The following is a 14,359-nucleotide window of genomic DNA, read 5'->3' as shown; positions in this document are numbered from 1 at the left end:
GAATGTTGAATGGCTCGATTGTTCGATGGCTTAAATGGTTGGATAGTTTGATGGTTAACATTTCCCGGTCACAGCCATCAATTGGAGCGTAGCGACCGTACCCGAAGGGTCGGGACCATCCAGCCATCAAACCATCAAACATAGGCAATTTGCAGAAAAGTGAGGCTTATCTCACGGGAATGCTGCTCTTTAAGGTTGAACCTCAAGTTAAACTATTCTCTAAATAAACTTTCCCCATATGAAGACCAAACCAATGTATTATAACCCCAAAATACCTACGCATGAATCCAACGACCAATCTGATCCTGGTGGATGATACCCCGGCGATCTTAAGGATAGTGGAAAAAATTCTGGAAGGAGTCCCGGACATTCAAGTTATCGATACCGCCCTGACGGGAACGGCATTAATGGAAAAGCTTAAACAAATTGAAAACTCAATCAAGAAGGTATACGTTGAGTTCATTTTAATGGACATGATCATGCATCCTATGGATGGCTGGGAGACGACCAGACAGGTGAAGAAATTATACCCTCATATTAAGGTCATTGCCTTTTCCAGTAGAGATCATCCGGAGGCCGTCCAACGATCTTTGCGTTCCGGCGCAGATGGATTTTTATCCAAATACCATTTCTCAGTAGAGACTTTAAAAAGTGCCATTAAGCAGATCCGGGAGGGCAAAAAATTTTTCACTTATCCGGATGCAGAAAATGATAGGCAAATTGAAGAACGAGCAGATTTATTGACATTAACCCCTCGTGAATTAGCGCTTATTCAGCTGCTGGGTGAAAACCTTGATCATGCTGGTATGGCTGCTCAACTGCAAATTTCAGAAGACACCCTGGCCGTGTTCCTCAAGAATATCAAACGTAAACTTAATGTTGATACTCAGGAGGCGATCATTAAGGCCGCTGCTCATTATCTATTCTACCGTAAAGGGGCTCCAGACTAAAGCAAAACCCATTTTAAGTTCATACGGGTTTTCGGCTATCAGCTGAAAACCCGTTTCTCGTATAAAGAGATAAAACTACTCCAATCAAGCATCTTATGCTACTTAAAACTATTCAAAAACTAGGTAGTGTTGAAATAGGGTTTGGGTATTTCTCCTAGTATCTTCTTCTGCATTTTTGTTCCAGGAATCAAAAATTGCTCAAACTCCTAATTATGGAAAAATACACATTCCTGGATCTGCATTGCCATCCCTTTATGAAGGCTTACGCCCATAGTTTCAAATCTGACGGGCCGACCTACAAAAATTCAAACCATTACCGGCATAGGAACAGTAGCTGGTGGTCAGATCGGGCTACGGCCAGGGACCTCAAAAAGCACCTTAACGGATTATTCGGACTGACCCACTTTACGCAGGCGGACGTTCGCACTAGCCTTCAGGGTAATGTTGGGGTCGTCTTTTCCAGCCTTTATCCACTGGAACACGGATTTACTGTACCCATGAATTGCGATGGACCATTAGCTGATACTTTACTGGATGGGATTACACAATTCGGTAAACCCCGGATCAATTTTATCCAGGCACTCCCTGCTGACCCATACGACGGATATTGGTATGATCTCCAGCAGGAGTATGCATTCCAAAAGGCTCATTCGGGTAACGTAAAGGAGATATATGGAAAAAGCTACCGTTATCAGTTTGTCAATAATTATCGGGAAATGGAAGCATTGCTGACTTCCGAGGATCATCAGGTCCAAAATCTTGCCGTCATTAATACCATCGAAGGTGCTCACTGCTTCGGATCAGGAATTGCACCCTTTTGCCTTCCGAAGCGGTTGGATGAGATCTTGGAAAGAGTAAGAAGTGTAAAGCAAGACTGGGAATATCCACCTTTCTTCATCACTTTGGCTCATCATTTCAAAAATGAAATTTGCGGGCACGCCAAGAGTTTAGGTATGGCCGGTGTGTTGCTCAATCAAAGGCCTGGCCTCAATACGGGGATCACTTCAGCGGGTTGGAAGATCATTGATCTCTTATTGAATGAAAATACGGGGCGTCGGGTATTGATCGATGTCAAACATATGAGCTTACAGGCTCGCAAGCAGTATTATCAGTTTATTGCCCAAAAGCATCAGTATGCTATTCCCATTATTGTTAGCCACGGATGTGTGACGGGTTACGATGATAAAGAAAATAGCCAGCATAAATTATCTGCCGTTCCAGGAAAGCCACACCGGAAATTCTGCTCCGATGATATAAATTTCTTCGATTCGGAAATTCTCGCCATTCAACGTTCCGGTGGAATATTCGGTATCCAATTGGACGAAAAAAGAATTTCCAGCAAACAGGAAAGAAGGCGGGTTAAAAGGGTTGATCCTCGGTATAGATTGCTCTATTCTTCCAAATTGGTTTGGAATCAAATTCAGCACATCGCACAAGTACTGGATCAGGCCGGGCTTCCCGCTTGGAATATCCAAAGTCTAGGGTCTGACTTCGACGGTATTATCAATCCGATCGATGGCTGCTTTACTGCCGAATACTATCAGAATTTATCGCAATTCCTTCTGATCCATGCCCGCTATTTTGTCACGCATGAAATGTCGGAAAAAATAAAATTGAAAGAGAATCGGATACCGGCAGAAGCAATTGTCCAACGGTTTTTTCACCAAAACGCAATGGACTTTTTGCGAAAATATTTTCGAGAAAAAGACGACTACTCCAACCCTGTGTATAGGGTCGCTAAGCGGGCCCGGCGCTAATAAATTTTCGGGCAAACTAAACCCCCACTTATAACCCCATTTTCACCTGTGGCCTGGCTTTTAAAGCTAGGCCGCTTTTTAACACTACTCAATTTTGGGTAAACAGAGCGATAAGACTGAGTACGCTTGTTGATTTTTTTACGGTCATCTTCGTACTGTCTTAAAAATAAATAGCATTTATTAACCCCTTTTAAATTTTGCAATTATGGCATTGTCAAATTACAACCCCGGTCAGGAATTGGCTAGCACCAATCTCGCCAGTATTATCGGCGGTTCATTATCAGCAATTGTTGATGCTCAGGCAAAAGCGGCATTATCTACAGTAGATTTTATTAAAAGTGTAGGTTTTACTAAGGATGTAGTAGACGAGGATACCGGAGAGGTCATTGAGCAGGGAAAGCTTGTATATGTTAACTTCCAGTATCCTAAAATGGTGAAGCCCTATGAGCCAGGTGTTAAAGGTAAAATCAAAAGCATTGCCGTAAAGAGCGGAGGAAAGGATTATAAGGTCAGCGATATTCTTATTGTAGATGGAATTGAAGTTACGGTGACGGAAATCAATGCGAGTGGTAGTATCACGAAAATTTCGTTTAGCAAAGAAGGAAGTGGTTACGAAAATGAAACAAACGTAGGCGCTGCTGGAGGCGGAGGTACAGGTGCTACATTTGATATCGCAGTGCAAGATATAGATGCAATCCCAGCTGAGTTTCAAAAAACATATCTGAGTGTACCCTTGATAGGGCTGATTACCACTCCGCATATCCGGGTTGAGGAAGGAGAGGTAGCTTTCAATGTCAACATTAGTTCTGTGGAGCACGCAGAAGTAGGGACAAACTTTAATTTGAGAGCAAGTTTCTCGCGTCAAAACACCAATACTAACAACAACTATGCATTGGCGGGTAATTCTCTCAATTATAACAAAAATACTAGCTCAGTTAATTTCAAATCCAGTATTGCTTACCAACGTACCTCCCGTCAAGGGCATAAGATCGACAAAACCTATCATATGGGTGTGAAGATTAAAGTCATCCAAGATGAAATGCCAGAAGGTATGGGGAAGTTGTTGGATATCCTGGAAGATGCCATCATTTCTACTCCTACCGAAAACCAATATTGATCTGAGCATGGTTACCATTAAAGATTTTTTGGGCGCTTTAGCCGTTGGCATCAATCAATCTCGGGTATTGGCGGACCTTGAGTCCGCCAATATCGCCCGGGAATACGCAGCAGATGAGATACTTAAACATTTTTCGGTACCTCGTTTCCGAATGGACGACGTGACGCTTCATATTCCAATGGCGATTGATCAGTTAGGGAAAAAATTGGCTAACGATCAATCACCCCTGGATCAGGAAAAAATTGAACAGCTTGTATTCCGCACCTTTCAGGAGTTAGCTCCAGTGGATAAAATGGATGAGCGCCATAAAATTGCATTGGAGCGCTATCTCCAGCTTCAGTTGGAGTTACTGGAAACTGACCTGAGTGAAGGAAGAGATAAGGAAACTGCTTTACGGTTCTTCGTCTCTTCACTGGTCAGTGAATTGATGATAATTTTATCGGTCCAGGAGAAAGAAGAGGTCTTCCCCAAAGCCACGGAACTGAAGGAAAAGTTGGCAGAAACTTTAATGACCAGGTTAAACCAGGTGGTCAAGGACCCCGTCGAAGTGATCGACCTGGAGCAGACCCGGGTCATTGTGGAAGCGGCTAAATTGAAAGAAATACGACCGGAAAATTTGATTCGGGCTAGTGTTCAGCTCGTAGAAGAAAGTTTGATTTTGCAAAGGATTGAGGGCAATGACGGTGAGATCAGATTCAAATTATTACCAGAATAACTATGCTTAGATCTGTACTTACTCCCTGTGAAGAACTACAGCATCAACTGATGAACGTTGGTTCCATTGTCAACCACTTTCGGGACAAAAAGAATGATGCAGTCCCACAGTGGCTCCAATGGCTGGAAGTTACCGAGGAAATACTGAAGAAGAATAATTTCAGTGAAACCTCCGCCTTGGCGGGTTTGCGAGCCGATATCCTCGCCGTAGCAATGGAAATAGATGCACCTCGCAAACGGAAAAAGGCAATTGCACAAAAATCTTTGGAATCGGTTAACGTCGCCCAGGATATTGTTGCAAGCCGTCATAATGCACTACAAGAAAAAATTGAACAGGTTCGGACGCTTTTCCGACAGATCGTTCCGGTAGCTAAACAAGCGGGCCTCATTCGATTTGGTCCCGGCCAGGATTTTACCGCCTTTATGGAAGATTTTCTTCAACAGTTACAACAGCATGAACAGTTAGGACCCGGTATTACTGCAGCCATAGCTGCCATCGGGAAAACGGATACTTTGAGGATTATGGCCGATGAAATTGACTTAACTTAAAATTAGTTTAAACACCCCTTTTAAATCAAAACCTAAAATGAAGAACTTAACCCCTTTTTTCTCCAAATCCTGGAATTTCGCTCTTCTTCTATTGACACTATCAATACCTCTGTTTGCACAATATGAGTGCCAATGGGGACAATCTATTTTTCCTGGCTCGCTGAGTGTTAAGGTCACCGCAACGGATCAGGAAACTTTTTTTAACGGTCCTTCCTGCCTGACCACGGACGGATTGGGCAATAGTTATGTTGCCGGACAACTCGGTACAGCTAATGGCCATGCAGATATGTACATGGCTAAGTACGACGCAGGTGGTAATCAACTCTGGTTTCGACTGTTTAACAGTCTGGGTAGTTTGGATATTCCGACCGGAATCACGGTGAGAGGAAAAATGGTTTATCTGTCAGGACACTTTACCGGGAAGGTGGATTTTGATTTGAATGGAGATTTCGGAGCAAATGATCCTGCTGGAAAAACTATCGGTGATCAAACAGTGGGCTTTATCGCCCGCTATCGAGATTTGGGCAATCAGGTGGTCTATGATCATAAGGTAGCATTTTTCAATGCTGAAGAAAGAGTACTTACGCATGGGCTAGCACAAGGGCCTAACGGCAACCTGGCAATCGTAGGGAATTCCCGGGGGGATATCTATGTGAATGGCCAGGAGGAAACCGTGGAGGCGATAGGAAATGGTAACTTAGATGCCTTCGTCCTTTATTTCAACCCCGAACTGGATTTTGATTGGGGATTGATCAATGGCTCGCTGGATGGTGATGACCAGGGGTTGGATGTGGTAATCGATAATGATGATCAGATTTTCATTTCGGGATCCTTCAGGAATACGATTATTTTTCATGAAATTAAACCGGGTGGATCTAAGCCTCAATCTGCTGTCCCAGGGATGTTGAAATCAGTTGGAGACAATCCGTATCATGCTTTTCTAGCGAAATATAGTGTAGCCGGTGAATTAGATTGGACAGTAATCCCTCAGGGTGAAAATAATCAGTCCAACGGGCAACGGCTTGCCGTAGATGGGGAAAGGGTTTATATGGCCGGAAGGACAAAGGGAAATGTTGAGTTTTATCCAGGTATAAAAAGTGAGAATGACAATACCATAAATGTATACGTGGCGGCCTTCAACAAGCATGGTCTTGAGCATGCAGATGCTTATTGGATTAATTGTTTAACGACGGGTAATAGTGACCTGGAAAATATTTATGACCTTGACATTCCCAAAGGTGATGACGTGGTAACGCTCCTTTACGGTCAGCCAGATGGCACCTTTGTAGATCGAAATTTGGTCATTCACTTTTTTGAAAAGGAAAAGGGGAAAACTGATGTTAAGCTTGATCCTATAGCTATTCCATACAACCGCTTAGCCCAAAATTCCAGACATTTTAAGGGGCAATTGTGCTACAACCGGAATAATAACAGGGATTTTATTCTTGCTACAGCTTACTGGACAGATGGGTTAGATGCCCCTCAACCAGAAGATTATCTAGATCTAAACAACGGAATAGTTTGGCCACATGCAAATATTCCAGTCCAAAGCTCCATCAGGATGAATGGCAGTCTGATCGCCAGATTCATTTGGAAATAAGGGTGTTAGCACAGACTCACTGCAAAGGAGATAAATACAGCACTGGTGATGCTTTCTTTTTTAGTGCTCCTTTTACCCCCCCCCCAGAATTGAAGGAGGGGGTAAAAGGAGCATTTAACTCTGAGTGGTGTCGCGCCCCCTTTACCTCGCCACCATCACCCGTTCAGTGTGTAGTCCCTGATCCGTCAATAAAGAAATAAAATAGATGCCCGGAGCAAGATCTTGTAATTCTAATTCCTCGGTATAAGCGCCGGGGTCCGCCCAATTGCTGAGTAACTGGTTGACTTTTTCTTTGCCGTTGGTATCCCAGATCACTAATTGTACGGTGGTCGCTAGCGGCAACTCATAACGAATGTGTAGTATTTCTCCGGCCGGATTGGGATAGATACTCATCCGGAAAGCTGGTGGGGGTGAGATAAGCTGCGCTGCTTCCCCGGTTTCCTCTTCCGGTAACCGGGCGGTACTCGTCGGTTCGCAGGGCGCGATCAGTGCCCGAAAGCTACTCCCGGCTTCAGCCTGGAAGCCGGCTTTTAAAACAATTGCATTTTCTGCCTGGAAAATGACATTGGAGCCTTCGGCGATCCAGCCCCCGGAGGTGATGACCCCGCCGACATAAGTGCCCGATTGGATCGGATCATCATCTATGGTTTGATCATCACAGATCGTTCCACAGAATGGTTGGTCTATCACCTCATCACAATTGTTATCGATCCCGTCACATAATTCCGGGGCTCCCGGATATACCTCGTTGCGGGTATCGTCACAGTCCAGATCGTTAGTAACGTACCCGGCTATCGCGGAAGCACAACCCAGTAGCGATTGGGCCGGATCGCCGTAACCGTCACCATCGGTATCCGCGTATAGCATCTGGTACCGGTCGGCTATATTAACCTCGGTGGAGCATATTTGTCCGTCGGCCTGGGCAAAGACGCTAATCAGCTCTTCCTGCTGCGGATTGGCGGGGTCGAGTTGGGACCGGTATCCGGTATCACCGTTTGACCAACTGATTTCGGCGATGCCCAATTCCCAGATCTGGACATTAAATTGGCCACAGTTGTCTTCGTACTTAGTATCGTGGAAAAACAACTGGATCGAAGATCCATCACCGGTCATTTGGTAAGCATAGGTATGCAGTGAATTTGGCTGGTTGTTCAACGGAAGCAGATTGTTGTAGGCTCCCCTGAAGGGGGAACTGAAGCTTGCATTGCCATTTTCGTAGTAAAAAGCCGGATCAAAGTACTGTTGGCCCGTGGCCAGAAAGTCACAGCCCGTCCATTTGGTATACTGGCCGGCTACCAGCACCAGGTATTCTTTATTGGGTTCGGTGACATAAGTATAGTTATGACCGCTGGTGAAACTCAACTTGGTCTCCCCTACTTTGGTTTTTAAATAGAAATTGGTCAACTGATCGAGATCAATCCCGGGCAGGATGGCTTCGAGGCTGAGTGCTTCCGGGCTACACGCTGCGACATCCTCGTCGAGGATGCCGGCTTTAAGTTGCGGAATATATACTCCATCAAAACTTACACAACCAACCTGATCGGTGATCTGTACACTGTGCAGCCCAGCTTCCAATCCAGTGGGAGAATTGCCGGTTTGGCCATCTCCCCATTGTAAGGAATAGGGCGCTTGTCCACCGGCTACTTCCACCGTGAGTGCCTTCGTGTCATGCTCGCATATAGCTGTACTATTGGCAGCAGTGATCTGCGGTTGATTGACGTTTACGGTGACGGTAGCGATACAATCACTATTACCTTCCGTGTTTTCCAAAGTGTAAGTTGTGGCCACGGTCGGACTGACCCGAATGCTGTTTCCTCTTTCTCCGGTACTCCAAAGCAGTGCTGCATTTTCAATTGCCGGTTCATCTTCGGTAGAAATGGGGCTCCCTACTAGCTGCCCGTTGTGCCCCTGCGGTGAACGATCAACTACCGCATTGCCCTTACCTTCATCAAATGACCAGTAACCGGACAGATTGCCATAGTTTGGATGCGTACTGATGACCGATTGATCTTTCCAAGCCTGGATCACCGCTTCGTCCAAAGCGGTATTCCAGATCCGGACTTCATCTATATTACCGGCATAACCATCCGGCTGATAACCGGAACCAATGAGAACATCATTTACACTGGCCACGGCCGGAATGACGTCGGTGGTGGTATTTTCGGTGACCAGCACCCCGTTGAGGTACCAGGCCAGCCGGTTGCCGGATACATCCCGTACTATGGCTACGTGATTCCATTCGTTAAGGGTAAGCGGCTGGGTACAGTAGAATTCCCGGGGCGTACCACGATCCTTTCCGGTGGTCCCCCAGTAAAAATTAATGTGTCCGTTCTCCCATTGAGTAATGGCGTATTCGCCGCCATAAGCTTTGTGCAGTGGATTGCGGCGTACGTCAAATGCGGAAGGCTTTAGCCACATCTCAATGGTCAGGTCTCCCGTAATTTGCAGTCCCGGAGCATTGTCGATGTGAGCGTGATCACGGCCTCCGTCAAATTGCAGGGAACGATGCGGCCCGTCATCGGCAGTAAGGGTGACAAAAGTGCCCAGACAGACCTCGGGATCAGCGGGTAAAATGTTTGGCGTCGCCGTCCAAAGATCCTCACAATTATTACACGCATCCGTAACCTGATTTGCCTGTGCTTCGGTGCAGGCATCGCAGGGAATACAAAGGGTACCTCCACAGTCAATCCCGGTTTCATCGCCGTTCTGGATACCGTCGAAGCAGGTGGCACAACTACCGTCACTTTGAGTGGCCGTCGGGTCGTAATTGTGTGCATTGGGGTCGGTACAACCCGACTGGCAGCCACTATTTCCATTGTCACAGAAGTCTGTAAAGTCACCACCTCCGGGCAGATCGGAATTGTTGTGCAACTGCACGAGCAGATTGGGTAGGCTACACAGGTTCTGGTAGCTATCCGGTATACAACCGCTCAGTAGGTTATCATTGAGGTACAGGTAGCGCAACTTGCTCAGCAGCCCTATCGATTGCGGCAACGGGCCTTCCAGGTAGTTTTCGTACGATAGAAGGGATTCAAGATTACCTAGTTCGCCCAAACTTTCGGGTATGGCACCAGTTAACTGGTTTTCGAACAGATACAAATGGGTCATAAGCGGGAAATTCCCGAAGGTGCTTGGGATGGGGCCGATCAGCCGGTTATCTGACAGATCGAGATAGGTCAATTGATCCAGGTTACCGATACTGGACGGAATGGATCCCGTAAGCCGGTTGGTCGCCAGCTGTATACGGGTAAGTTGGGTTAAATTGCCTAAAGACTCCGGCAGGCTTCCCGTTAACTGGTTGCGGTAGCCGTCAAACTTTTGCAATTTCAATAGATTCCCTATTTCCGTCGGGATACTTCCGCTGAGTTGGTTATCGGACAGGTAAAGTAATTCCAGATCTGTTAATTGCCCGATGGAGGTAGGAATGACGCCGGTCAACTTATTTTTACTGAGGTGCAAAATGCGTAAGTTCGTCAACTCGCCGAGCTCAAAGGGAATAGTGCCGTCCAGTTGGTTATCAAAGAGGTAGAGTTGTTCCAAGCGACTTAGAGTCCGTAAATCTACCGGTATAGAACCGGTCAGACGGTTTTGCTGTAGCTGTAGGGTGAGCAGATTCCCGAGCTGGCCTAAACTAGCGGGTATGCCCCCGGTAAGGTCGTTATCTACCAATAGGAAATACTCCAGTTGCGACAGGTTCCCCAATTCCGGCGGCACCGGGCCGGTCAGCAATGGATTGAAGGAAATGAACAGCCGTTTTAAGCCGGCCAGTGAGCCCATTGATGCCGGCAGAGTACCCGCCAGGTTGTTACCGCCACCGTACGTGGCACTACAATCGGGGTCACCATCCAGATCCAGGCAACTGACACAGCCTTCGGCGTTGAGCTGGACGCCGTACCAGGTGTCGAGGGGTTGGGTGAGATCCCAGCTATTGGTCCAGTTGGGGCCACCTGCTTGCCAGTAGAGGTCGACCAGGGAAAGGGAGTCTTGGTAACGGCAACTTATGTTGATGTGAAATTGTTCTTCCAAACATCCTTCTGCAGCCCCGGATTGATTATATGGTGTGATGGTCACATAGATGGTAGCCCCTTGCGGGAGAGGACCTGGATTATAGTTGGTGGTATTTCCGACATCCAGATCATTCAGAATATCCGTACCTCCTGAGCTAGTTCCGGCTGTAAGTCGATATCCGGTAGCATTGTTTGCTGCCTGCCAAGATAGGGAGGTGTTGTAATTTACATCAACCGCTCCATCCTGGGGATTGATTAAGCCGCTACAGTCAGGTATTGTACAGTGCGAAACGGGTGTGAAACTGCGCAGTGCGGTATTATTGGTTTCATCGCATTCGGCCAAATTATGGTCCCGATCTACTACTACGTACACATATTCGTATTGACAATCTGCGTAATTGATATTGCTTAAGGTAAAGCCATACGCTGACCCGGGTGCAAGCTCTGATATAACAGCATCCATCAGCCATCCTCCGGCACCTGCTTCGTCGCCGTTCCCTATAATGGTGTCTGTGGAATAGTAGGCCTGAAGAACAATGGAGTTGGTGATCGATGCGGTTACATCCCCTCTGTTTTCGACCACAGCTTGGATGGTTCCAGAAGCGGTAATAGTGAAGTCACGAATAGCCAGATCTGGACAGGAATTGCCGCAATCATCTTCGATATTGTTGATTTGAAAAACTTTATCAGTTGTACATCCGAGAGCATCCGTTACCGTGAGGGCGTAATTTTCTGCCTGGAGATCACTAACGCTGCTATTCATCCCTCCGGTGCTCCATTTATAAGTATATGGCTGGGTGCCGAGGGTGATCGTGGCTATAGCTGTACCGTCAGATTGCCCACAGGTTTCATCAGTAATGTCCAGTTGAATGAAGGGGTTATCTAGCACCTCGATCACCCGCTCGGTAGTATCGGCACATCCCAGGTTACTGTAAGCCATTAAATAAATTGTATAGGTGCCGGAAGTGTTGAATGGATAGATCAATTCGTGAGTATTGCCAACTACATTGTTGAGATCATCGATAGCCCAGGAAATACTATCCGCACCGGCCGAAAGGTCGAGGAAGGAAATGGCTGGATCTGCACAAAATATATCATCCGTGGATCCGATTTTCGCTAATATCCCGCAGGGACTTCCGCAGGGATAGATCAATTCGAATTGGGTGTTGCTCCATGTAGAGGTTGTGGTACTAGTAGGCGGACTCACCGAACTGGTAAGTACTGCAGTTGCACTAGTTAAAGAATAATTAACCGCAGACGCATTCATACCGGTGGTCTGGCAATCGTTTAATAGGTCGGATTTTCGGATCACCAGCATCCCTTTATCATTATTGTTTAAGGGGTTAAAGGCGTCCGTGTTTCCCACCAGCAACAACCGGTCGGCAAATACAGATGAATTAAAATGGGTATTGTCTCCACCGCCGTAAATATATTTGGATACTATTGGCGTACCGGAACTATTGATTTCAGTGATCGTCAGATCTTCGTTGCCATCCGATCCGATATCTTCATTGCCCAGTAGGAAGATTTTTCCTGTTTGATCGATAACTACTTGTTCGCAGTTACCGGCATTACTTAATTGTTTTGCCCAGATCAGATCACCGCCGGCCGTCAGTTTAGCAAAATTATTTCTTGCCGCCACGTAGAGATTACCACTTGCGTCTTCGGTCATCTTTTCTGCTATATAGTCTTGGAGGGCATCGCCGGGGCGATAGGCTTTGATCCATAGTACTGTGCCGCTCGGATTTACCTTAGCCAGACCAAATCCATCGCTTGATGTGCTTCCGGTGGGAATGGAGACGATCACCCGGTGATCAAATAACAATACATAGTTGCCATCATTAGTCACTTCTACATCCATGCCGATGTTCCACTGATCATTACCGAAAAAGTGACTCCACTGGTGGGTACCGCCCGAACTGAGTTTGCACAGCCAGGCATCCCGGTTGCCGGCACCGTAGGTGGAGGAATGACCGGCCAGTATAATATTACCGACCCCGTCTTCTGCCAGGGATTCTATTCTTTCAATTCCTGATCCATCCAGCTTTGTATTCCATAACTCCTGGCCATTTTCGTCCAATTTAACTACATAGCCGTCATTATTATATCCGCCGGCCAGAATGTAACCCTTATCAATGGTTGAAATGATTTCGCTGGGAAGAATAGAGGCCGATAATTGCACGGTCCAAAGTTCATTGCCCCCTTCATCGTATTTACTGATAAAGGTATTGCCTCCCAATAAGCCGGTGACGACATAGGTGTCATCGTGGGCCGAATAGGTGACGGCTCGAAAACTGACTGCCTGGGATGGATCTTCCGCTACAATAATGAATTCGTCCCCGCTGCTGGCGGTTAGAGGGAAGGTGTTGAAATAAATGGAGGAGGACCAGGGGCTCAATCCTGAGTTCGCACATTTACTACGTACTTGCCACTCGTACTCCGTGTCAGGTTCCAGCCCTTCAATAAGCGCCTGGGTATGGGGCAGACCGGTCACTTCTGTCCATTCGTCCAGACCGGCTTTGGAGTAGCGAATTTGCCATTCATCTACATTCAGCTGATAATACCAGCGAAATAACGCAGCCGTAGCACCTATGCCGCTGGTATTCCTTCCATCTGGCGGTTCACAACTGCTATTGCTAAGTGTGATTGTTTGACAGTAGGTATCTTCTCCGCAGGAGTTCGTCACTTTCAAACAGGCCTCATATTCTCCACCGTAAAGGTATTGATGGGTAGGGTTTTCCAGACTGGAAACTGTTCCTTCGCCGAAATCCCAGAAATGCTGATCGGCTCCGCCCGATTGATCCGTAAAGCTGACCTCCAGATCGGAAATGCTGTATGTAAAATGACTGGCCGGCAGATTACCGGCATCCCCTAAGGTGAAACTATCTATTCTCCGGCATCCTCGTTGATCTTCTACCGTAACGGTATAGTCTCCAGCAGCCAGTTCTGTGGCCGTAGCCGTAGTTTGCACCGGCACGGTACTCCAGCGATAAGTAAATGGCGGCTCTCCGCCGGAAACACCTGCGGTGACCTGTCCTACATTCCGCTGACAGTTATCGGGTACGATCAAGTTAAAGCTAATCGCCATGGTGCTGCAACTATTGATCTCCATCGGGAGTATACTGAGGTTATTATCCTCATCGGTTTCGGTGATGGCTTCCAACGCATCTATCTGAATGAGTAGATAGACCGTACCGGTTGCACTCCAGTCGGAAGGAATGCTCAGTTGCTTGGCAATTGGAGTATACCCGCCGGCAGGTACGCCGGCCACGTAGCGTGAGCCGAGGTAGGTTTCATTGCCATCCAGGGTATTACCGGTATTTAGGTGAAAATGTACCTGGTGCCCTCCAGCCAGGACATTACTGCTGCTATTATTGATGCGCCCGCTGTAGGTAAAGTCATTTCCGGGACTCAGAGCCGTCGGAGTCACGCTTTCCTGGGTGGCGTAGAGATCTACCGGGGTCGGATTGGTTACCTTATACTCCGTACGGTTGCCTAGTTTGTCGTACTGGTACTGGATGATGGTACCGTTGGGGTATTCGGTTTGGATGAGGCGGTTTAGGTCGTCGTAGGTGTAACCTACATCTAGATTTTGACTATGGACAAAATATAAAATCAATATTTGAAATAATATTGTAAGATTATATTTGATGATCATCTCTATT

The 14,359-nt window shown here is 46.8% G+C and carries 7 protein-coding genes; 6 read left to right on the top strand and 1 reads right to left on the bottom strand.

The genetic code is table 11. The features are described 5' to 3' along the window. Positions 1-281: 281 nt before the first annotated feature. The 6 genes from CRP01_RS04625 to CRP01_RS04600 all read left to right on the top strand — a co-directional run bounded on the left by CRP01_RS04625 (position 282) and on the right by CRP01_RS04600 (position 6,687). Positions 282-950 (top strand): response regulator transcription factor, encoded by a 669-nt coding sequence (locus CRP01_RS04625; RefSeq protein ID WP_099148842.1) that lies wholly within the window; start codon positions 282-284, stop codon positions 948-950. 212 nt (positions 951-1,162) lie between these two features. Next, positions 1,163-2,707, top strand: a complete 1,545-nt coding sequence (locus CRP01_RS04620) for an amidohydrolase family protein (RefSeq protein WP_099148841.1) — start codon at positions 1,163-1,165, stop codon at positions 2,705-2,707. Between the two features lie 205 nt (positions 2,708-2,912). Beyond that, positions 2,913-3,824, top strand: coding sequence for a DUF2589 domain-containing protein (locus CRP01_RS04615; RefSeq protein WP_099148840.1), 912 nt, complete (start codon positions 2,913-2,915; stop codon positions 3,822-3,824). Between the two features lie 7 nt (positions 3,825-3,831). Further along, positions 3,832-4,539: a hypothetical protein gene (locus CRP01_RS04610; RefSeq protein ID WP_099148839.1), complete on the top strand. Its 708-nt coding sequence runs from the start codon at positions 3,832-3,834 to the stop codon at positions 4,537-4,539. A gap of 2 nt (positions 4,540-4,541) precedes the next feature. After that, a complete protein-coding gene (locus CRP01_RS04605) occupies positions 4,542-5,087 on the top strand; it encodes a hypothetical protein (RefSeq protein ID WP_099148838.1) in 546 nt (181 codons plus the stop codon). 37 nt (positions 5,088-5,124) lie between these two features. Continuing rightward, on the top strand, positions 5,125-6,687 hold the full coding sequence (locus CRP01_RS04600) for a hypothetical protein (protein ID WP_099148837.1): 1,563 nt from the start codon (positions 5,125-5,127) through the stop codon (positions 6,685-6,687). 141 nt (positions 6,688-6,828) lie between these two features. Here the strand turns inward: CRP01_RS04600 and CRP01_RS04595 are convergent, their stop codons facing one another. Further along, a complete protein-coding gene (locus tag CRP01_RS04595; RefSeq protein WP_170110224.1) occupies positions 6,829-14,313 on the bottom strand; it encodes a LamG-like jellyroll fold domain-containing protein in 7,485 nt (2,494 codons plus the stop codon). Positions 14,314-14,359: the final 46 nt, after the last annotated feature.

It is taken from the genome of Flavilitoribacter nigricans DSM 23189 = NBRC 102662 (genome assembly GCF_002646595.1).
GTDB classification, from domain to species: Bacteria; Bacteroidota; Bacteroidia; order Chitinophagales; family Saprospiraceae; genus Flavilitoribacter; species Flavilitoribacter nigricans.
Note: the sequence above shows the minus strand (reverse complement) of the source record. Positions and strands in the feature narration are given on the sequence as shown.